The organism is Cytobacillus sp. C11.1 (genome assembly GCF_058145115.1).
On sequence record NZ_CM176935.1, the window covers coordinates 1,746,809 to 1,769,295 of the forward strand.

Below are 22,487 nucleotides of genomic sequence, written 5' to 3' on the forward strand. Positions count from 1 at the left end.
ATAAATTGAAAAGGAATATTCTCTTTGTGATGAATCATTTAGTGTGCGGGGGTGCTGAAAAGTCACTTTTATCCTTATTAGAAGCGATGGATTACTCAAAATATAATGTTGATTTATATTTGTTTAGCCATAAAGGCTTATTCCTGAACAAGATTCCAAAGGAAGTGACGCTGCTTCCAGAACCAGAAAATTATAAGTATTTTAATATGGCCTTTAAAACTGCCACAGAAGAGCTGATTAAAAAGAGAAAAATTAATACGGCATTCAACCGTTCTATCTTGGGGTTTTTAGCGAAAACCGAAAAAAATGGAGCTGTTATGGAACAAAAGTTTTGGAGATACCTTTCCAAATCAATTAATAAGATTGATAAAGACTATGATATAGCAATTGGATTTCAAGAAAAAAACCCTATCTATTTTTGTGTAGATCATGTAAAAGCCAAAGTGAAGATAGGATGGATACACACTGACTATAAAAAATTAGGGATTGATCCTGAAAAAGATAAATCCTATTTCGCAGAGTTAGACTATATTGTCACAGTTTCTGAAGATTTGGTACATAGCCTTAAAGAACAATTCCCTGAGTCGAAAAATAAAATAAATTATATTTATAATATTGTCTCTTCAAGAGCTATTAATAAAATGTCATTAGAAAAAGTGAATTTGAAAACTGTAAATGATAGCAGTACATCAATCATTTCCATAGGCAGATTAGCTAAAGAAAAAGGCTTGGATATTACCCTAGATGCTATCGATATTCTTGTTAAAAAGGGATATGACATTAAATGGTATTTGATTGGGGAGGGAAATGTTAAATCAGAGTTAGAGAAGAGCATTAAAACACGAAAGCTGGAAGAGAGAGTTGTATTCCTAGGGATGAAAGAGAATCCTTATCCTTACATTAAAATTGCAGATATTTTTATCCAGTCATCAAGATATGAAGGAAAATCCATTTCTATTAATGAGGCGAAAATATTAGGAAAACCGATTGTTATAACCAATTTCAATACAGCTAAAAGCCATATAAAAGATAATTATAACGGATTAATTTCAAATATGGATCCAGTCTCAGTAGCAAATAATATAGAAAGGTTAATAAAAGAGGATGATTTAAGAAAGAAGTTCATAACCAATTTAGAAAAAGACCAACTTGGTACTGAGAATGAAATTGAGAAATTATACGAGTTAATAGAACATGGATTAAATAAAATCATAAGTTGAAGGCATACACCCGACGTAAATCGAGTGTTTTTTTAAAGGTTAAAATTAATTCTTTATCATTCACTATTGGGGGTACAAAAATGTTTTCAAGGATTTTTAGATCCTTATTAATACGTCTTGGCAAAACTACTAGGGAAGAATTAACGGTAAGAGCTTGTATTGAAAAAGGAATGAAAGTAGGAAAAGACTGCCATGGATTGGCAGGCACAATAGATTATGCACATTGTTGGTTAATAGAAATCGGTGATAACGTTACATTTGCTCCTCAAGTATACTTATTAGCACACGATGCAAGCACAAAACGGTACTTAGACTATACAAAAATTGCAAAAATAAGGATAGAAGATAATGCGTTTATTGGAGCTAGGGCAATAATAATGCCAGGTGTTACAGTAGGAAAGAATGCAATTGTGGCTGCCGGAAGTGTAGTTACTAAATCTGTTCCAGAAGGTTATGTAGTAGGCGGTAATCCTGCAAGGGTGATTATTGAAACTGAGGAATATATTAATAAACATAATTCATAAATTTTAAATGCAGCGGTATTTGATGAACAATGGACTATTGGTGGAAATATTATATCTGAAATGCGAAAAAAAATGACATTAGAACTGGATAATGAAATTGGGTATGTAAAGTGATTGAAAATCATTTAATGGGAAGGATTTTTAAAAATGTTAATGCAAATTTTAAGCATAATTCTATCCTTTATATTTATACTTATAATTACTTTTGATGCAATCCCTCAAATAAAGGATTGGGTTGGTAGAATCAGAATTGGAAGATTTGAAGCTTATGAAGATTGGAATAAAAGATTAGCAGAAAGAGGGTTAAAGTGGGTAATAAATACCCCAAAAATAAAAGTTACTGATAATACACGATTAGTAATATTAGACATGCTAAAAGGGAATTATAGCAAAAGTGCTATACAGCATTGGCAAGAGGCATCACTCTTGCTAGGATTATCAGAGTATTTGAAACATAATGATGATTTAGAAGTGAAAAGCAGAATTAATAAATACCTGGTTTCTAAGTTCGATGATAGTGGTCAATGGATTAATAAGCCAAGTAATGTAGATGAGGCAATTTTAGCATATGCCGTTATGAAATTGAACTTTTTAAATACCAATAAATATAAGAATGCACTAGATTATACATTTGAAATGATTAAACAAAATTTGGGAGAAGATGGTACGATAATGTATCGGCCCTCAATGAAAAATTATAGATATGTCGATACTATCGGTTTCATTTGCCCTTTCCTAATATCTTACGGGATTAAATATGGAAACGAAGAGAGCATTGAACTTGCTGTAAAACAAATTTTCTCTTTTGAAAAGAATGGGATGCATAAAGAATATCATATTCCTGTGCATGCTTATGATACTGAAAACAATATGCCACTAGGACTCTATGGATGGGGAAGAGGACTTGGATGGTTTGCCATTGGCTTAATAGATACTTGGAGTGAGCTGCCGGTTAACCACAAATATAAATCGAAACTTGAAAAAAGCATTATTAGGTTTGCTGAAGGGATTTTAAACTTCCAACATAATGATGGAAGCTGGAAATGGATAGTTTCAAGAGGTGAAAGTAATACAGATTCTTCTGCGACAGCTACTCTATGCTGGTTCTTATTGAATGCAGCAAAAATTGATGCAATTGCAGGTAAATGTATTTTGAGTTCAGAAAAAGCTCTTCATTATTTAATGAAGGTTACACGAAGAAATGGTGCCGTTGACTTTTCACAAGGAGACACAAAAGATATTGGAGTTTATTCAACGATATTTAACATTTTACCTTTTACTCAAGGATTTTGCATTAGATCAATAAATTTTTATTTGAACGAAACAAATCATTCATATAAGCAAAATGCTGGATAATAGGTTTCACTATTAAACAATCTTGAAAAAGGAAGTCAGTCTATGAAAATAACAGTCTTTACCCCAACATTTAATCGTGGCTATATTATTGAGAAGTTGTATAGATCATTACAACAACAAACTTATCAGGATTTTGAATGGCTAGTAATTGATGATGGGTCAACGGATAATACGGAGGAGTTGTTTAAAGCATGGAGATCAGAAAACAATCCTTTTTCGATTAGATACTATAAGGTTGAAAATGGAGGCAAACATAGGGCCATAAACAAAGCGACCGATTTAGCGAATGGGGAGCTCTTTTTTATTGTTGATTCTGATGATTTTCTAGTGAATAATGCTCTTGAGTCAATTTGTAATTGGGAGCAGAATTTGCAAAACAAAGAATCATTCTGTGGAGTATCAGGTAATAGAGGTAGAAATCATTCAGATATTATTGGAAACACCTTTGTTGGAGAATACATGGATGCCACATCACTTGAACGGACCCAATATAATATCACAGGAGATAAAGCAGAAGTATTTTATACAAAAATTTTACGTAAGTATAAGTTTGATGAAATTGAGAAAGAAAAATTTATTACAGAGGCAACCGTATGGGATCGAATGGCCAAAGATGGATATAAGATTAGGTGGGTTAATAAAACTATTTATATCTGTGACTATCTGGAAGATGGATTAACGAAAAATATAGAAGAGATATTTTCAAAGAACCCAAAGGGTACAGCTGTGTATATTAAGCAGCAAATTAGGTTTAATAACTATAGTCTAAAGGGCCGATTATCAAATTATAATCTATATTATAATTTTGTTAAGAGAAATACCGGGCTATCTCAAGCTGCTAAGTACTTGGACATCAAACCTATAACACTGCTAACCGTAATATTCTTATTTAAGTGTAAAAATCTTTTAATGAATAATAAATAATCAAGGAGCTCATAACGTTAAATATGGGCTTTTTGTATTATATGGAGAATGAAAATGAGAGTTAAAAGTTCATTAATCAATATTGGAGCAGGATTAGCAAACCAAATCATCATTACATTATTAAGCTTTATTTCAAGAACGGTATTTATTTATACACTGGGTATAGAATATCTTGGGATAAACGGTTTATTTACAAACATCCTAGCTATGCTGACTCTTGCTGAGGCTGGTTTAGGCGCGAGTATCATGTATAGCCTTTATAAACCAGTAGCAGAGAATGATCATTACACGATTAATGTCCTGATGAAATTTTATAGAAACGCCTACATGGTGATAGCTTTGGTGATTTTATCCTTAGGTCTTGCCATTATGCCATTTCTTGATTTTATTATAAAGGATTCAAAGGTAGAAAATATTCATATAATATATTTAATTTTCTTACTTAATACTGTTGCGCCCTATTTTTATGTGCATAAAAGTTCGTTTTTGAATGTTTGTCAAAAGAGCTATATTGTTACAGCCATTTATTCAGTTTCATCCATTTTGTCAGTATTAATTAAGATCGCAATTCTCCATTATACCGAAAATTATATTTTATATTTAGTTATTGACAGTGTTATTACGATTACAAATTCAATTATACTAGCGGTTATAGTAAATAGGATGTACCCATATTTGAAAAATAAAGTAAAAGGCAAATTAGATAATGAAACTAAAAAGGGTATTACAAAAAATGTTAAAGCTATCGTACTTCAAAATGTAGGAAATTACTTGGTTTTTGGAACTGATAACATTATTATTTCCTCTTTTGTGAGTGTAGCAGCTGTTGGCCTTTATTCGAATTATAATATGCTAATAGAAATTTGCAGAACTTTTATCAATCAAGTTTTTAATAATATTTATCATAGTGTTGGCAATCTGGTAGCCAAAGAGAATGTTGATAAAGTATACAGTATATATAAAACTTATAGATTTCTTAATTTCTGGCTGTATTCTTTTTTTACTATTTTCTTAGCCATTATGCTGGAGGATTTTATTGCTCTCTGGATTGGCTCTGAGTTTATTATGGAAGAAGGCTTGCTTTTAGTATTAATGATTATTTTTTATGAAAGAGGTATGAGGAATTCTATAACTACAATAAAAACAACCTCTGGAATATTTAATGAAGATCGATTTGCTCCACTTTGTCAGGCTGCCATAAATTTAATTGTTTCAATAATATTAGTGCAAAAGATGGGGATTATAGGTGTCTTTTTTGGCACTCTGGTAAGCGCGCTGGCTGTCCCCTTTTGGACTACACCATATTTGGTTTTTAAGATGGCATTTAAGATGCCAGTAAGAAATTATTTCATGGTATACGGGTCATATCTGATAATTGGAATTGGAACATATATTTTGACGAATCTAATTAGTGGGTTTCTTCAAGTAGATAGTGTACAAAATTTGTTATTAAAAGGGTTGATCTGTTTTCTTGTTCCTAATTTAATATATTTTATCCTTTTTTATAGGACATCAGAGTTTCAATATTTATGGAAAGTCTTAAGTAATATTACATTGAGACTTGGGAGAAAAACAAAGGTTTATAGTTCTTCTTAATAAGGGTAGATTCTGTATACCTCACAACAAAAAACCCGAATAAGAAAATCTTTTCTTTATCCGGGTTTTTTGATATTTTCTAATTTAATTATACAACCGTATTAAAGATATCATGAACTTTATAATCAGCCCCACTATGGTGAATACCTGTTGTATAAGTGGCATTATCCGTTAATATATTTCTAGCAAATACAGAATCACCCTGTGTTTTAAAATCATTCATGAAAGAACCTCTTCCATTAAAAACATTATTATATACTCTGTAATTTTGCGTTCGTCCCCATACCGTCATTGTCGATTGATTAAAGGTATTATTGAAAGCAGCCAAACTGCTTCCAGCACTTAAAATAACTCCAATCTGAGAGTTGAAATTGTTATTTTTTAGAACATCTCCCACCATATGCTCCCATCCATCTTCCCAGTCAATATCACACCCAGGCATTCTTCCTTTGTTATTGGACAAGGTATTGCCTTCTATCAGCCAGCCTTGTCCACCACAAAGTGCTAGGCCCGTACTAAAGTTGTTTTCGAAAGTGCAGTTTTTGATATAACAGTTTCTTGGCATTCCCATCGTCCTAATAAAAGCAACTGCTCCGTTAAAATCCGAATCGCCGGATGATGGAGGGGCTTCCTGGTAAATAACAATTTTTGCGTATTTAGCATTAGAAGGCTTTTTATAATTATAGTATTGAAGGTTAAACATTTGTGCCTCGATATGGTTATAGTTCAAATCATAAAAATGAATGGAATATAATCTAGATCTTAGATGCGGATATCCATGATAGCCTTGAGTGTATCCTAACAAATAATATTCTCCCAAACCTGATACATCCATATATTGATTATATCTATAGTAGTTTGTTGTTTTGCTGTGATCGAGCTGCCCATTCTCATCAATATTCCCTGGCTCGAAGTTAAATCTGCTGACGGAAACGCTCTGAGTAGGATTTCCCATATTTCTGTTTCTAAGGGTACCGGTGATCACATTGAAGCCCGGCGATTTGCTAAATGTGCAAGATTCCAAGCCTGTATTTATACAGTCGTCTATCAAAACACTTAAACAACCTTCTACAGAATCCTCGATAGTGGTTGAATCCCGCTCACCGTATACATGGGCCCTCATTAATTTGGTGTTTTTTACATTTGTAAAATAGAACATTTTGTACCCAGAAGAGGTTAATGCACTGTGTTCAATGTTGAGAGTGGAATCACTAAAATCAATAATTATATCTGATGGAGGGTATATTGTTCTTACAGCGGGGCTAATTAAATAAGTGCCATATGGAAAGATAACTTTTTTATAGCCATTACTAGAAGCATAGTTTAAAGCAGTTTGAATGCCATTTGTAGTATTAGCAGAATCGGTATTATCTAATTTAATATTATAATTATTTGGAATGACATAATAAATTTCGTTTTCAGGTAATGGATTTTCAATAGCATCAATTACTTCAATATCGAAGCTTTTCATATATGTCTTAGTTGCATCATACGCAGTCAGCGTTGCAGTTCCAGGTGAAACGCCTTCTACAACACCATACTGTACTTTAGCTACATTAGTATTAGAGCTTTCCCAAATAACAATATTATCGTTAAATATGTCATACGGAAGTTCACTGGACAAAGCAGTAGCCATTACAACGAAATTTTCTCCAACCTTAAGTGTATCGGTTTTCCTGTTTATCGACATCCCGTCAATAACCCGGGATGAAGCAGGAGGAGTGATTACAACCCCTCCTACTTTCACATTTATATATTCAGTAAATGTTTGGTCCCTATAAATAGCAGTAACTGAAACATTCGTTTCTCCATCAGCTACCCCGGTTAATATTCCATCTTCATCAACAGTAACATATCCCTCATTGCCGCTTTGATATGAAATATTTAGTAGTTCAGTATAACGATTGGGAAGAGCTTGTACGAATAGCCGTTGATTCTCACCTGCCTTTATTTCTACCGAAGAAGGATTTACTGTTATTCCTTCAAAAGTGTCTTTATTACTAAAGAAATTATAATTGTTTCTTACCTCATCGTTTGTAAGTTCGCGATTATAAAGGATAAAAGCAACCAGTGTTTCAGGACCGGTGTTATGCCCAACAAAATCCTTTCTTAATTGCAGGGGAGATGTGGCCATTGAATTAATATATGATACAAAATCATTTGGGACTGGCCTGCGTCCATTGTCATTTATTGCATCATTAATAAATATACTTCCGGTTTTATCTGCATTTATTCTTAGTGTAAATACATTAACGGCGCTAGATCCGCTAGGATTTACCCATTCTTGATAACTTTTCTTGTTTCCTGTACTATCAACAAACCAAAATGAATCTATGCCTATACCTCCTTCGGTGCTATCCGCTTTCCTGTATCTAGCGAACGATCCTGATTTAGCAGATGTAAATTTCCCATCTTCAGTTTTCCAATGCGAACCATTGGTTTCATAACTGATCATTTGAATGGTTAACCCATTATTTAAATCAATTAAACTATTTAATGGGCTTGTGTTACTAGGGATCTGTACATAATCCTGTATTTGTAGCAATATTCCTTTATTATCCACATAACCATCAGTAACCCCATCATGAGCAACACCAACTATAGTAGCTGCAACATTGTTTACTTTATCGGTAATCGTATTAGAGGATGTTCCAGCTTTATTAGTAAAATCATAATGCAGGATTAGCCCATCAGTTACCATACTTGGCTTCGTATAGGTCACGGTTTGAATGTCGCTTTCATTCCCTGCTGTATCCTTTGCAAATGCTTTTATGGTGGTTGTTTCTGTTAGAGTTAGCGGTGCTGAATAGACAAGACTTGATGTGGTTGGCTCAGTTCCATCCAAAGTATAGTAGATCGTTGCTGGTTCATTTGTGGACATGGTCACTGTTTGCGTATCAGTAAAAGTTCCCCCGGCGGTAATGGATAATTCAGGTGGCGCTGTATCAGATGCTTCTGTAGTAATTGTCACATTTGTACCGCTTGATTCATTTCCAGAAACATCTTCAGCACGGACACTGAATGTATAAGCTGTCAATGGAGTTAACCCACTAACTTCAAAGCTTGTACCCGTAATAGATGCCAGGAATGATCCATCTTTATAGACATTATAACTCGCCACATCATCTGAATTAGAGGCTGTCCAGGATAGAGTTAGACTGGTTGAGGTAACGCTGGTTGCAGATAAGTTTGTTACTTCATTTGGTGCCGTGGTGTCAGGCGGGGGGAGCAGTCGTTCCATCAAAAAGTGCTGAAACGGTAGCGCGGTAAGGAACTGCTGTGTTAATAGCAATGGATCTGAATGGGGCGAAATTCCCCTTAAAGGTCTCCATGGCTTTAACGGAAATTGTTATGCCGTGTATCGTAAAAGTTAAGCTCGTTGTATTATGATTGTTTGTAATATTTAACCCTATCATGTCTTCTTGATAGGTCTTCGTTACATTAGAACTCCCTTCAAAGTAATCCTTGATTACTAAAATCATTTCAGTTTCGCCTCCATTTTTTCTTGAGGTATTTTGTAGTTCGATGGCTCAATCTATTATGTGTTCGATATTTATCTTTAATAGTTTATGATTGTTTTCTCTATTTGTTATACGGCAATTTATTCATTTTCTATTTTACTTATGAGAAATTACACATATTTCAAGAGAAGGTTTAAGAATCCTTTAAATCTCCTTGGTATAAAAATAAAAAGAAGAAATAGCTAGCGAATTTTTCGGCAGCTGTTTCTTCTTTTTACAAAATCACAAAACTAATCAATTTTTATAATGCATTTCTTTCAGCTCTAGCTTTAAATTACCAGCATTATCTTCAATTTCATAGGAAGGTGCATTTACGCCTGCATGAATAGTAGAAATGCCAACTGCTTCCTTATCTTTTGACGTTAATTTATTCCCTTTAATGATAAGATTAGAGACTGTATATTTCTCATCCTTTTTCCAATAATCCCCCACTTTAATGACAGCCAGATGATCGTTGGGGATTAAACCGGTTTTAATTGTATTGTTTTCAATGATCACTTGTTTCCCAGCTTGTATGGAAATACCTGAGTTGTTATCGCCTAACACATGTATTGTGGAATTTTTCAGGGTCACTGAATCAGGCATCCCATGTACTTGGTTTATTTCAAATCCGCCTCTATGGGAGGTAAAGGTACTATTATTGAATTCATATATACCTGAATTATTAACAGCCACTCCGCCTTGTCCTTCCGCTGCTTCAAACACAGTGTTATTGTACGTCCCTCTTGGTAATTGGGATCTTGCGTATCCAATTACTTTTAGGTTATCAAAGATGCTTCCATCGGGTGCGTTGCCAGCAAAGCTGTCTAGTGCTGCCTGTCCTGTAATGGTTACATTCTTTAGGTGTATAGGATTATTGTTTATCCCAAATTGAGTATGCTGCTTTTTCGTATTGTTAACGGTGATGTTAGAAGCTTTAATACCAAATGGCTTTGAACTTGCAAGATTGACAAGGCTGTCGGAGAACTCCATTTCTTCAATGACAAGGTCATGACCTAGGAATGCAGCCATGGCATCATTCATTTTATTGTCTTTAAACGTTGCATAATTATAGGCATAGATCCTCGAACCATCAAAATGATTGTTTGTGATTTCGGCATATTTAAAGGGTTCAGAAATTGCTAAGCCAATTGATTTGGAAGCAAAATGGTTTCCTTCTACTATCGCATTTCGGCCATCATATAAGATCAAGTCATAGGCTTGGTTATTATAAAAATAATTATTTTTAATGGTTATTCGATTATTTAAGTTATAGCCAGCTTCTATATCAATTCCTGATTGAGGGGCCGTACCTTTCATATCGTGAATCTTGTTATTTATAATTAATACATCCTGTGCACCGCCAACAGTTATCCCTTGACGTCGGTTATAGGCGAACTCAGAGTTTTTGACGGTGATATTTTTAGAAACACCTTGCATCCAAAGTTCCAAATAAATATTGTTGTCAACCTTGCCAGTATCAAATACAACATGCATATAGCTTGCGTCTTTTGGGATCGAGGTTACACCCCAGCCAACAGAAGTATTAGTCGTGCTGCTATCGTGCTTTGTAATGAAAGTGCCATCCTTTTTGAAAAAATAGGCTGCATATTGTTGTGCTTTTTTCGGCATATTTTGCTGATGGATAAATTGAAAAGTTTTTTGAATATCAAAATATGGATCAGTTAGTTGCAGGTTTTCTAATCGTATTTTATCATCATCTTTGATTAGCTGACCTGAATCATTAACTGAACCGGATTTGAAATCTTCATTATAAAATTCGTCAATAAGTTTTCCCATTGCCCCGATCGCTAAACCATCTCCAGTAAAATCCATGGACTTAATGCCTTCAATAGTTATGTCTGTAGCTCCGGCTGTAACAATACCGTAACCGCCTTCATGTGTGCCGCCGCTTGAATAATCATGTGTATCTTTATCACCTTTAAATGTACCACCTTTTAGAGTTACATTATGTATGCCTGGCCCAAGATGTAGAAGAGTATAGTTACTTAAATTATTTGATTCCTTTTGCAGAACAGCACCCATTTTCAATTCAAAGGTTATATTGCTTACCATATTAATTTGAAGATCTTTAGAGATTAAATATGTTCCATTAGGGACAATAAAGGTATTATAACCATTTTCACTAGCCCATTTTAGTGCCTTATTTATTCCTTCTGTCGTTTCCTTTGGATGGGTGCCATTGTTGTAAATTCCCCAACGGCTAATCTCCAAGGTATAATTTTTTTCCGTATCAGCAAAGATGCTTTTAGTGCTTTCAAAATTAAATGTTATAAAGATTAACAAAAAAGCCAGAACAAAAATGGCTGGTTCCTTCCTTTTATTCATCGTAAACACTCCTCTTACTTATGATAGAAATTGAAATTCATTAACATTATGTTCTTTCTAGATTATTTTTATAGTTTGAAGTAAGGTGAAATTGAATAGGCAGGGTAGAATGTAAGGTTATATTCTAAAGAAATTACTGCTAATCCAATTAAGTTTCTCTATTCAATCGGAGTATAACTAACTTTCTCAAAAAACTGTTTAGTCCATATATATGATAGTTATGCAAACCAAAACTTATATAATTTATAAAAAGATTGTTTGACTATAGTCTAGATAGATAATATATTAATAACAAAAAGTTCATTATAAAGAACAATTATTTGTTTTAATGCGGTAGAGATGGAAATTGACATGAGATAAGAAAATGATGGTTAATTAATAACCATTTAAACGTACGAGGCAAAAATATAAATTTAAAGGGGGTCCCAAGGACTTATGCAAGAAAAGAGATTCTTTAAACACAATAATGATGCAAACATTAAGAAATGGCAGGTGAAAAATGCTAATTATTAGGTATATTCTTGTCGTTCTTCCAATCTTATATATGGCAATAATCTGGCTTCAATCCAGTCATTTTAACCCTGAGTCTGTTTTTGCTTTATCAAGTCACATAAGTATAAGTATTATTTTGTTAATAGGAGCAACTCTGGAGCTTGCTCATTTTTTTGAATTTGGCTTCCTTTATTTACTCTTAATTTTGCTATTTCTCACTTTTGGAAAACTTGATTCAAAAAAAGAAATTATCGCCGCTTCTATAGCAATTGCTTATGGGCTTATTGATGAAATTCACCAGCATTTTGTGCCTTTTAGATCCTTTTCCTATTTTGATTTGCTGAAGGATAGCATAGGTGTATGGATCATTTGGTTTGTTGTCCATAAAAATTATTATAAGAGTTCACGGTTAGGCACTAGTTTAAGAAAAATTACTAATCTATATAGAAAAGATAAAAAAGATGTGACCCTTTGAAATTTGGGATTATGCTATTTAACAGCGTCACTATCTAGTATGAAAAATCTAGTCATTACAAGAATAACCTCCTGCAAACTTCATTTCTTCCTGAGTTATTCCTATTACTTAAAATAAAATAAAAATGTCGAAAAAATGTTCTTTAAAAAGAACGATCTATGTTTTATAATTAATTATTATTAGACTTAGTTCCTAAAGTTCTATTTTTTACGGTTTAAAGTATAGGTCAATGTAACATATAAGGTTCAGTGTTCGTTATAATGAATTTTATTTAATATATTTAGGAGTTGATTAAGTGAAAACACTTGATTTTCAAGAAAGCAAAGAATATAAAGTCCCATTGGTTTTAAGTCACCAAGCTATTAGGTTCGAGACGTCTCAAAGTTGGAATAAGGGGCGTGGACCAGTATCAGGTGATCCAGGAAATAGTGATGGGGATTATTACCCGCATGATCCTTTCGAACCTAAAAAACCTCATCCTAATAAAAATAGGTAGATTAGTGGCAGCCACTCTGAAAGTCTATGTACTAAATAAAAATTATAAGGAGCTTCACCAATGAAAGTTCGTTATTTAAAAGTTGGGGAACATGTAGTGGAAGTTGAGGGAAATCCAGAGTTATTCTTTGAGATTATCGATTATAAATTTCAACTTTTAAAGGATTTTGAAAGCCAACCGAACTTGATTCTTAAAATCAAAAAAGGCTATGGCACTCCCTTCCAAAACTACAGCGTCCAAATCACCAAAGATCCCAACAAAATCTGCTTCCGCCGAGCTGACTATCTAATCGAAGCCACACATGATTACAGTGAAGCAACTATCTTGGTTTATGACCAACTAGCCTTAAAACATGCCCTGATGAATCTTTACAGCTCCTTCATCGTCTACCACAACTGGGGCCTTTTAATTCATTCTTCATGTGCCATAGAAAATAGGAAAGCTCATATCTTTTCAGGTCAATCGGGGGCAGGAAAATCGACGGCTGCCAAACTGTCTGCGCCAAGAGAGCTGCTTTCCGATGAGGCGACAATTTTAAAGATTGATAATGGAAAAATAACTGTCTTTGACTCCCCATTCCGGAGTGAGCTGGAAGCAAGGGGATTGAATGAGACTGCTCCATTAGCAAGCATACAGCTTTTACATCAGGCTTTGAGCAACAAAAGAACGAATCTTAAGAAGTCTGATGCTCTTATTCACTTAATGGATAAAGTATTTTACTGGGCCCATAACTCTGATGAAACGAAGCAGGTTATAAGGCTGCTTAATAAATTAGTAGAAACTGTACCAGTATACGATCTTCATTTTCAAAAAAACAATCAGTTTTGGGAGTTGATTTCTTGATGGCCAGATATGTTCAGAAAAGCAGCTATGAGACGACACATCTGGATAATGAGTACATTATATTGAATACCATTGATTATACAGTTACAAAGTTGAACGATGTTGGAGGAGTATGCTGGTTATTGCTGGAAAAAGATCAAACGGCCGAATCTATAGCTAAAATTCTTTGCCAGGAATACCAGACAAGCGATGTTAATGAAAAAGATATAGAGGAGTTCTTATCTCATTTAATGGAATGTGGGCTGGTCAAATATGCTGTTTGAGCAGGAAGTGATTGACTTATTAAAACGGACCATCCAAAAAGACGGGTGCATTGACCTTCCTTCCGAGGGAGATAGTATGTACCCGGTAATCCAAAAAGGGGAGATTTGCAGGTTTATCCCTTGTGAACCTTCTTTGCTAAATAAGGGGGATATTACATTGTTTTGGGCAGAATCTGGTCAGTTAGTTGCACACCGATTTTACCGTGCAGAAATGATTCACGGCCTCCCTCATTATGTATTTAAGGGTGATACGAATCTTGGATTTGATCTGCCTGTCAGCAAGGACAAGATTGTCGGGAAGCTCCTTTATGTTCAGAAAAACAGCCGGAAGGTAAATGTGGAGGACTTGCAGGCATATGCATGGGGGAAGCTTATTTTGGCGATGCCTGTTTTATCCGGTTTATTAAGAAAATACATAAATAAAAGAAAAAGCCCTCAATTTTAGAGTTTTGGAGTGTACATATGAAAATCACTAGAAGGCGGCAGCTGATTAAAGTGTTTAAGGAATATTTTACGATGAAGGATATTTTAAAGGCGTTTTCTTTATTAAAGCCCTTTATTGTAAAGCATAGGACTGCTTATTTTGTTTTATTTGGATTATTAGCGGTGGATATTTTTTTGACGATTGCCTTTGCATCATTTTTCGGAAAAATTGCTGATGCCGCGGTCCAGGCTGACTTTAATCAAATTAAGTCCTTAGTTCCAATCGGAATCTGCCTTGTGCTGGTCAGCGTTGTTACTTCTTATATGGATATTTACTTTGAAACGGTGGCAACCAATGGTGTAAAAAGGGATCTTAAAAACCATTTATTTAGCCACATTTTACGGCTGCCTTCGAGTAAAGTATCAAATATGAAATCAGGGGAAGTAATTTCCCATTTTACGAATGATGTTCATAGCCTTGATGGGATGATCGGATATAGTCTTATCAATTTAGTGAGGCTGCCCCTTATTTTTACCGCGGTATTTATCTTTCTTATCCAAATCAATGTTACGCTTTCACTTCTTAGTATATTGATTACACCTATTGCCCTTCTGGCAGGGATTTTATTTGGCTTGCTCCTTCGCCGGAACAGCCGGTTGATACATAGATTATTCGGAAAAATTAATACTCACTTAAACGAGACTTTCCATGGAATTGGGGTTATCCGCTCTTTTACCCTTGAAAAACAATCCTATGAAAAGTTCGAAAATAAAAATGAAGAGCTATTCCAGCTGGAGAAAGAAAACGCCAAGCTTCAAGGCTGGTTTTATTCAGGTGGAAGTTTGATCAGTTCAGCCGCTTTTTATGTAAGTCTGCTCTTGGGTGCTTATTATGTATCCAAAGACATAATGACAGTGGGGGCGCTGTTAACCTTCGTAAATCTTGTTAACCATTTGGTGTATCCGCTTACTGGTCTGGCAGGGCAGTGGGCAGGTTTTCAGCGTTCGGTAACGGCAGTTGAGAGAATCGTTGATGTATTGGAAGAGCCTGCTGATTCAGGTGATTTGCCTTCCTACTCTTATGCGAAGTCCCTATTAAAATCTATTCAATTCCGTGATGTTACTTTTAGCTATGATGAAAGCAGCAAAGTCTTTGATAAATTAAATTTAACCATTCCCGCTGGCAAGGTGGTGGCGATTGTCGGTCCAAGCGGGGCAGGAAAGAGTACCTTATTTAACCTGTTGCAGAGCTTTTATAAGCCGCAAACAGGTGACATATTTATCGATAATGTCGGCATTGGCGATTTTACTTTATCTAATTTGAGGAGCATGATTGCACACGTTCCACAGGAGACTTTTCTATTTGCTGGCACATTCCGTGAAAATTTGTTGATCGCTAAACCTGGAATAAGTGAAGAAGAAATGATTGCAGCTGCTAAGGATGCTTATATTCATGACTTTATTATGTCACTCCCGGATGGCTATGACACGGAGATCGGTGAAAGAGGGATTAAGTTATCAGGGGGACAAAAGCAGCGTGTAGCTATTGCTCGTGCAATATTAAAAGATGCATCCATCTTGTTATTGGACGAAGCGACATCTGCTTTAGATAGTGAAACGGAATTCCATGTGAAAGAAGCTTTGGATGACTTAATGAAATGCCGGACGACTCTTGTAATTGCGCACCGGTTATCAACCGTTGAAAATGCAGATGTAATTGTTGTCATGGATCAGGGGAGGATTGTCCAAATGGGTACACACCAGGAATTAATGACTCAGCAGGGACTGTACCGCAACCTTCATAAAACTAAATTTCAAAGTAAAAAGGGTTCTGCCTTATCACTTGCGTAACTGTTTTTGAAAGGAAGTATTTTTATGAGCATGAAATGGATTCAGGCATTATATGATCCAGGCACCCCGTTGCCTGATCATCCTAGCTTTTTTAAGAAGGCACTAAAGGATATAAGTTGCTTCGGTGTCTCTTCACAGGTTTATTATCTATTAAAACAGCAAGGGAAACTATGCCAAACACCGGTCTATTTTCAGGAGCGGTTGAAGGAGAAGTATAATGAGGCATTATATCTTAACCTTTTTATTAAAAGTGAGTTAGGGAAAATTCTAAGTAGTTTTGAAAAGCTTGAAGTGGAGACCATTCCTTTAAAAGGCATTCTCTTTGCCGAGAAATATTTCGGGCATATTGGAGCAAGGGGAACCTCTGATATTGACTTGTTGATTAGGCCCAACCAATTTGAAAAAGCCATTAAATGCATAACTTCATTGGGCTTTTTAGTAGAAGAAGAGCCTATCCCATCTCATTTTCATTACAGCTTTAGCAAAGAAATCCCTGGTTCGCGAATTCCTTTAACAGTGGAACTGCATTGGGATCTGCTGAAGGAGAATTCTTCTTCTCTTAATATTAATGAATTCTGGGAAAAATCCGCTCCCATGCAGTCCTATAGTTTTATAAGAGAATTATCGGATTATCATACTTTTTATATGATCTGTATTCATGGATGGCGGCACAATATGGATTCCCTGAAATACTTTTTTGATATCATCCAAATGATTTATTTTTTTAACGATCGATTGGATTATGGGATCTTGTTGAGTGATGCTCGCAAGCATAAGACCCTAAAGAGAATGATCAGAACATTAACGATTGTTTATGAGCAAAATCCATATTTGCATCAAGTAAAAAGGCTGCCTGCTAAGCGTGTTAGTCTTTGGGACTATAATGCTTTTAAAACAGGCAACCGAAAATCTCTGAAGAAATACCTGGACTTTGTTGACTATCAGTTTTTAAGCTATGATACGGCAAAGCATAGTTTGAAGGAATTTTTTGAATGGGTTAAGGTTACGAATCTAAAAGCCCGAATAAAATAGTTAAAACAAAAAAGCTGCAAAGCCATTTCAGGCCTTGCAGCTTTTTTCTTCTTTATGGAGAATAGGGGGCTCGAACCCCTGACCTCAACGCTGCCAGCGTTGCGCTCTCCCAGCTGAGCTAATCCCCCGGGTGGTTGGTACAAGAAAAATTATAACCACATCGGAGTCTGCTTGCAAGAGGGATTTTAAAAAAATTTTCAATTTTATTGCATGCTGTCAATTTCCATGCATTGAACACCCTTAATATTCGATACGCTGTAATATACATCCGTGGTTCTTCTTTTATAGTCAACCGCTACAATGAGCTGGACAAGGTGCTGCTGTTCTTCCTCCAGATCTTTTATCCGGATATGCTTGATAGATATGTCGAGATCCTTAACTGCCGGGATGATGTCTGCGATGTTTGCTTTATCCTTTACTTTCAGCTGAAGAGTAATTTCTTTTTCTCTTAATTGTCGAGGTCCAATTAAGCCCATTACCAAAGGAACTACTTCGACAGAGATGATGAGCAAAGCGACTCCAGCCATAGCTTCAATATAGAATCCAGCTCCGACTGCAATACCGATGCCAGCCGCTCCCCAGATTAAAGCTGCGGTGGTTAGTCCTGAGATGCTGTCATTTCCTCTCCGTAAAATAACACCTGCACCCAGGAAACCTATACCCGAAACGATTTGTGCTGCTAAACGAAGCGGATCCATCGTTATGTTGATGTCATCATTTCCGGGGAACATATAAGCTGATTCGATGGATACAATCGTAAGCAAACAGCTGACAATTGAAATAACCAAACTTGTTTTTAAACCAACAGGCTTTCTTTTTAATTCCCGCTCAAGCCCAATTACGAGGCCCAAGACAGCTGAAATCCCCAATTTCATTAAAATTTCTATCTCTAAACTGCTCATGCTATCTCCCGCTTTTTTAATGTATTATATATCCAATATGATTTCTTTTAAATCCTTAAAAAGAAAATAATAAAAGCATAGTAAAAGTTCAACAGTACGTTGTAAAATAGTTTATACCCTAAAATTCAGGAAACAGAAACAAGGAGTAATGAAAATGTCAGATACAAAAGTAAACCCTTATGTCGCTCTTGCGATTGGTGTTATTTCCGTCTCCACATCGGCGATTCTTGTGAAAGTATCCAGTGCTCCATCAGGCGTAATTGCCTTTTACCGGCTCTTTTTTTCTGTCCTTTTCATGTTGCCTGTATTTCTTATAAAATATGTTCCGGAACTTCGTCTTATTACAAGGCGGGATTGGATCTACTCAATCATTGCCGGCGTGTTTTTAGCATTCCACTTTATTCTTTGGTTTGAATCGTTAAATTACACATCAGTAGCAAGTTCAACTGTACTCGTCACCCTGCAGCCACTATTTGCTTTTGCGGGAACGTATTTCTTTTTTAAAGAAAAGTTTACCTGGAAAGCGATCTTAAGCGGGCTATTGGCTATAGGTGGAAGTGTCATTATAAGCTGGGGTGATTTCAAAATAAGCGGTTCCGCTTTATTTGGGGATATACTGGCTCTCATTGCCTGTGCTTTGGTAACGGCCTACTTAATGTTTGGCCAGACTGTGAGAAAAAGACTCTCCCTTGTCACTTACACCTTTGTTGTATATAGCATAAGCACTGTTACATTGTTGTTATATGTACTTATCGTACAGGAGCCATTATTGCCGTACGGAACGAGTGATTGGGTATATTTTATTTTGCTGGCCCTAATTCCAACATTGCTTGGACACACATTGTTTAATTGGTCGTTAAAATGGCTTAGTACCTCAACCATTTCCATGGCCATTCTATTTGAACCAGTTGGTGCCGCTGTCTTAGCTTATTATCTCCTGCAGGAGTCGGTTGTTTGGACCCAGGTTCTTGGAGGAGCCATTGTAATTGGAGGAATCTCTCTTTTTTTATTAGATGAGAGAAGAATCCGCATGAAGGAATTAAAGAAAAAAACAACGATTTCCGGGTAAGGGGAGAAACAATGGCTGTTATTCCCAGAGCGGTATTCAATGATGCAAGAGCTATTGCGGAAGTACATGTGAAAAGCTGGCAGGAGACCTATAAGGGGATTTTGGAACAGGGGTTTCTGAGTAACCTTAAAGTTGAAAGCCGCGAAAAGATTTGGCTGGAAGCTCTCGGTACAAAGAAAGAGAATGACTTTGTTTTTGCAGCAGAAACTGAAGAAGGACAAATTGTTGGGTTTGCAGCAGTGGGACCTGAGCGTACGAAACGGTTTGGTGCTGATGGTGAATTATATGCGATCTACCTTTTAGAAAATTACCAAGGAAACCAGATAGGAACAAAGCTTTTTCTGGCTGGTGTCGAAGAGCTTTCCAAAGCGGGATTCAAATCGGTCCTAGTTTGGGTGCTTGCAGATAATAAAAGCAGGCAGTTCTATGAAAAATTCCATCCAGAGAAAGCAGATGAAGAGGAAATAACGATAGCGGGCACAAGATGTGTGGAAGTTGCTTATGTGTGGAGTGATATAAAAGGGCTTATTAATAGTTTAGAAAAAAGTATTCAATAAATTTCCTTATAAAAAAATCTCCCGCAAAGTGGGAGATTTTTTATATAAATACATACGTAAGTCCGGAGAAAATAAATGCTGCTGTAACCGAAAGTATGAAGGTGCCCCCATAGACCTCTTCATCGGAATTCGCTATTTTAATTCCTTCTGCATACGCATAAGCAAACAGATATACTGCCATGATTACTGATAGATATAGTGCTGCGGTTTCCAGCATAATTCACACCTTCCGTTTTAATAGTAGAGTTAATAGATTTTATGAAGTTCAGACTAAAACTATTACTATTTCTTAACTCCTCTAATGGGTATATGGATAAAATATAATGTGGAAAAAGTGTATAAAGTTATCCACATCTTGTGTATAACCTTGTTGACAACTTATATTAAAGGGAGTGAAAAGTGGATAAGTATGTGGGTATATGGGGGAGAACACTACTGAATTGAGTTCTTACCTATATAATGTTATTGGACGGCAGAATAGAACAGTGTAAAAACGGAATATTTATTCAGAGGTTAAACAAAAAGCTATCAAGAGGTTGAATTTCTGATGAATAACATTATATAGAGGGAAGAATGAACGTTATAGTTTATATACCTAATTAATAGAGAAGTAAACTTTTTTTCTAAAATTATATTGCAAACATTTCTTATGCATGGTATATTAATTCTTGTCCTCAGCGAGACAAGTTAAACAACTTAATTTACTTTAAAAAAGTTATTGACTTTTAATTGGGTGACATGTTATATTAATAAAGTCGCTTCTGAGCGATAAGGTAAAATGTAGCAAAGAGAAAATTGATCTTTGAAAACTAAACGAACAAAAACGTCAACGTTAATTCTTTAGTCTTTTTTGAAAAGACAACTTATGAGCTTAATCAACTCTTATATGGAGAGTTTGATCCTGGCTCAGGACGAACGCTGGCGGCGTGCCTAATACATGCAAGTCGAGCGGACGGATGGGAGCTTGCTCCCTGAAGTCAGCGGCGGACGGGTGAGTAACACGTGGGCAACCTGCCTGTAAGACTGGGATAACTTCGGGAAACCGGAGCTAATACCGGATAACTCTTTCCCTCACATGAGGGAAAGCTGAAAGATGGTTTCGGCTATCACTTACAGATGGGCCCGCGGCGCATTAGCTAGTTGGTGAGGTAACGGCTCACCAAGGCAACGATGCGTAGCCGACCTGAGAGGGTGATCGGCCACACTGGGACTGAGACACGGCCCAGACTCCTACGGGAGGCAGCAGTAGGGAATCTTCCGCAATGGACGAAAGTCTGACGGAGCAACGCCGCGTGAGTGATGAAGGTTTTCGGATCGTAAAACTCTGTTGTTAGGGAAGAACAAGTACCGGAGTAACTGCCGGTACCTTGACGGTACCTAACCAGAAAGCCACGGCTAACTACGTGCCAGCAGCCGCGGTAATACGTAGGTGGCAAGCGTTGTCCGGAATTATTGGGCGTAAAGCGCGCGCAGGCGGTTCCTTAAGTCTGATGTGAAAGCCCCCGGCTCAACCGGGGAGGGTCATTGGAAACTGGGGAACTTGAGTGCAGAAGAGAAGAGTGGAATTCCACGTGTAGCGGTGAAATGCGTAGAGATGTGGAGGAACACCAGTGGCGAAGGCGACTCTTTGGTCTGTAACTGACGCTGAGGCGCGAAAGCGTGGGGAGCAAACAGGATTAGATACCCTGGTAGTCCACGCCGTAAACGATGAGTGCTAAGTGTTAGAGGGTTTCCGCCCTTTAGTGCTGCAGCAAACGCATTAAGCACTCCGCCTGGGGAGTACGGCCGCAAGGCTGAAACTCAAAGGAATTGACGGGGGCCCGCACAAGCGGTGGAGCATGTGGTTTAATTCGAAGCAACGCGAAGAACCTTACCAGGTCTTGACATCTCCTGACAACCCTAGAGATAGGGCGTTCCCCTTCGGGGGACAGGATGACAGGTGGTGCATGGTTGTCGTCAGCTCGTGTCGTGAGATGTTGGGTTAAGTCCCGCAACGAGCGCAACCCTTGATCTTAGTTGCCAGCATTCAGTTGGGCACTCTAAGGTGACTGCCGGTGACAAACCGGAGGAAGGTGGGGATGACGTCAAATCATCATGCCCCTTATGACCTGGGCTACACACGTGCTACAATGGATGGTACAAAGGGCTGCGAGACCGCGAGGTTAAGCGAATCCCATAAAACCATTCTCAGTTCGGATTGCAGGCTGCAACTCGCCTGCATGAAGCCGGAATCGCTAGTAATCGCGGATCAGCATGCCGCGGTGAATACGTTCCCGGGCCTTGTACACACCGCCCGTCACACCACGAGAGTTTGTAACACCCGAAGTCGGTGGGGTAACCTTTTGGAGCCAGCCGCCTAAGGTGGGACAGATGATTGGGGTGAAGTCGTAACAAGGTAGCCGTATCGGAAGGTGCGGCTGGATCACCTCCTTTCTAAGGATATTTACTTGAGACGTGACGTGTTTTGTTCGTTTAGTTTTGAGAGACCAATCTCTCATTGAATTATTCGTTCTTTGAAAACTAGATAATGTTAATGAAGAAGCAATAACCGAGTAATCGCCATCTTAGTTTTTTTCTCTTATGTAAGTTTTTTAAAACCAAGTAAGAGCACAAAC

At 36.8% G+C, this 22,487-nt stretch carries 19 protein-coding genes, 1 tRNA gene and 1 rRNA gene; 15 read left to right on the top strand and 6 right to left on the bottom strand.

Annotated elements, in window-relative coordinates:
• Nucleotides 1-5 precede the first annotated feature (5 nt).
• The 5 genes from AC3ZVC_RS08640 to AC3ZVC_RS08660 all read left to right on the top strand — a co-directional run bounded on the left by AC3ZVC_RS08640 (nt 6) and on the right by AC3ZVC_RS08660 (nt 5,620).
• On the top strand, nt 6-1,220 hold the full coding sequence (locus tag AC3ZVC_RS08640; protein ID WP_490067930.1) for a glycosyltransferase: 1,215 nt from the start codon (nt 6-8) through the stop codon (nt 1,218-1,220).
• A gap of 80 nt (nt 1,221-1,300) precedes the next feature.
• Nucleotides 1,301-1,744 (top strand): acyltransferase, encoded by a 444-nt coding sequence (locus tag AC3ZVC_RS08645; RefSeq protein WP_490067931.1) that lies wholly within the window; start codon nt 1,301-1,303, stop codon nt 1,742-1,744.
• 147 nt (nt 1,745-1,891) lie between these two features.
• Complete coding sequence (locus AC3ZVC_RS08650; protein WP_490067932.1) at nt 1,892-3,100, top strand: glycoside hydrolase family 88 protein; 1,209 nt, start codon at nt 1,892-1,894, stop codon at nt 3,098-3,100.
• A 42-nt stretch (nt 3,101-3,142) separates the two neighbouring features.
• Nucleotides 3,143-4,024, top strand: coding sequence for a glycosyltransferase family 2 protein (locus AC3ZVC_RS08655; RefSeq protein ID WP_490067934.1), 882 nt, complete (start codon nt 3,143-3,145; stop codon nt 4,022-4,024).
• A 54-nt stretch (nt 4,025-4,078) separates the two neighbouring features.
• Nucleotides 4,079-5,620: a lipopolysaccharide biosynthesis protein gene (locus AC3ZVC_RS08660; RefSeq protein WP_490067935.1), complete on the top strand. Its 1,542-nt coding sequence runs from the start codon at nt 4,079-4,081 to the stop codon at nt 5,618-5,620.
• Between the two features lie 88 nt (nt 5,621-5,708).
• Here the strand turns inward: AC3ZVC_RS08660 and AC3ZVC_RS08665 are convergent, their stop codons facing one another.
• The 3 genes from AC3ZVC_RS08665 to AC3ZVC_RS08675 form a co-directional block, all read right to left on the bottom strand.
• On the bottom strand, nt 5,709-8,861 hold the full coding sequence (locus AC3ZVC_RS08665) for a chitobiase/beta-hexosaminidase C-terminal domain-containing protein (RefSeq protein ID WP_490067936.1): 3,153 nt from the start codon (nt 8,859-8,861) through the stop codon (nt 5,709-5,711).
• Complete coding sequence (locus AC3ZVC_RS08670; RefSeq protein ID WP_490067937.1) at nt 8,836-9,102, bottom strand: hypothetical protein; 267 nt, start codon at nt 9,100-9,102, stop codon at nt 8,836-8,838. The genes AC3ZVC_RS08665 and AC3ZVC_RS08670 overlap by 26 nt, the downstream gene beginning before the upstream one ends.
• A 273-nt stretch (nt 9,103-9,375) precedes the next feature.
• Nucleotides 9,376-11,469 (bottom strand): right-handed parallel beta-helix repeat-containing protein, encoded by a 2,094-nt coding sequence (locus AC3ZVC_RS08675; protein WP_490067938.1) that lies wholly within the window; start codon nt 11,467-11,469, stop codon nt 9,376-9,378.
• Between the two features lie 499 nt (nt 11,470-11,968).
• Between AC3ZVC_RS08675 and AC3ZVC_RS08680 the strand changes: the two genes are divergently transcribed.
• The 7 genes from AC3ZVC_RS08680 to AC3ZVC_RS08710 all read left to right on the top strand — a co-directional run bounded on the left by AC3ZVC_RS08680 (nt 11,969) and on the right by AC3ZVC_RS08710 (nt 17,344).
• Complete coding sequence (locus AC3ZVC_RS08680) at nt 11,969-12,436, top strand: VanZ family protein (protein WP_490067939.1); 468 nt, start codon at nt 11,969-11,971, stop codon at nt 12,434-12,436.
• 295 nt (nt 12,437-12,731) lie between these two features.
• Entirely contained in the window at nt 12,732-12,932 is a 201-nt protein-coding gene (locus AC3ZVC_RS08685) for a hypothetical protein (protein ID WP_490067940.1), read from the top strand.
• Nucleotides 12,933-12,992: 60 nt separating this feature from the next.
• On the top strand, nt 12,993-13,775 hold the full coding sequence (locus AC3ZVC_RS08690) for a hypothetical protein (RefSeq protein ID WP_490067941.1): 783 nt from the start codon (nt 12,993-12,995) through the stop codon (nt 13,773-13,775).
• Nucleotides 13,775-14,038 (top strand): PqqD family protein, encoded by a 264-nt coding sequence (locus AC3ZVC_RS08695; protein WP_490068868.1) that lies wholly within the window; start codon nt 13,775-13,777, stop codon nt 14,036-14,038. Before AC3ZVC_RS08690 ends, AC3ZVC_RS08695 begins: the two co-directional genes overlap by 1 nt.
• Nucleotides 14,028-14,483: a S24/S26 family peptidase gene (locus tag AC3ZVC_RS08700; protein WP_490067942.1), complete on the top strand. Its 456-nt coding sequence runs from the start codon at nt 14,028-14,030 to the stop codon at nt 14,481-14,483. The genes AC3ZVC_RS08695 and AC3ZVC_RS08700 overlap by 11 nt, the downstream gene beginning before the upstream one ends.
• Before the next feature lie 17 nt (nt 14,484-14,500).
• The gene (locus AC3ZVC_RS08705) at nt 14,501-16,312 is read left to right on the top strand and encodes an ABC transporter ATP-binding protein (protein ID WP_490067943.1); all 1,812 of its coding nucleotides are present in this window, start codon (nt 14,501-14,503) and stop codon (nt 16,310-16,312) included.
• Between the two features lie 24 nt (nt 16,313-16,336).
• Nucleotides 16,337-17,344, top strand: coding sequence for a nucleotidyltransferase domain-containing protein (locus AC3ZVC_RS08710; protein WP_490067944.1), 1,008 nt, complete (start codon nt 16,337-16,339; stop codon nt 17,342-17,344).
• Between the two features lie 55 nt (nt 17,345-17,399).
• Here the strand turns inward: AC3ZVC_RS08710 and AC3ZVC_RS08715 are convergent.
• Nucleotides 17,400-17,472, bottom strand: a tRNA-Ala gene (locus tag AC3ZVC_RS08715).
• 75 nt (nt 17,473-17,547) lie between these two features.
• Entirely contained in the window at nt 17,548-18,246 is a 699-nt protein-coding gene (locus AC3ZVC_RS08720; RefSeq protein ID WP_214728892.1) for an MgtC/SapB family protein, read from the bottom strand.
• 154 nt (nt 18,247-18,400) lie between these two features.
• Between AC3ZVC_RS08720 and AC3ZVC_RS08725 the strand changes: the two genes are divergently transcribed.
• The gene (locus tag AC3ZVC_RS08725) at nt 18,401-19,315 is read left to right on the top strand and encodes a DMT family transporter (protein ID WP_490067945.1); all 915 of its coding nucleotides are present in this window, start codon (nt 18,401-18,403) and stop codon (nt 19,313-19,315) included.
• A gap of 11 nt (nt 19,316-19,326) precedes the next feature.
• Nucleotides 19,327-19,872: a GNAT family N-acetyltransferase gene (locus AC3ZVC_RS08730; RefSeq protein WP_490067946.1), complete on the top strand. Its 546-nt coding sequence runs from the start codon at nt 19,327-19,329 to the stop codon at nt 19,870-19,872.
• A gap of 40 nt (nt 19,873-19,912) precedes the next feature.
• Here the strand turns inward: AC3ZVC_RS08730 and AC3ZVC_RS08735 are convergent, their stop codons facing one another.
• Nucleotides 19,913-20,089: a hypothetical protein gene (locus AC3ZVC_RS08735; protein WP_214728898.1), complete on the bottom strand. Its 177-nt coding sequence runs from the start codon at nt 20,087-20,089 to the stop codon at nt 19,913-19,915.
• Nucleotides 20,090-20,755: 666 nt separating this feature from the next.
• Between AC3ZVC_RS08735 and AC3ZVC_RS08740 the strand changes: the two genes are divergently transcribed.
• Nucleotides 20,756-22,305, top strand: a 16S ribosomal RNA gene (locus AC3ZVC_RS08740).
• Nucleotides 22,306-22,487: the final 182 nt, after the last annotated feature.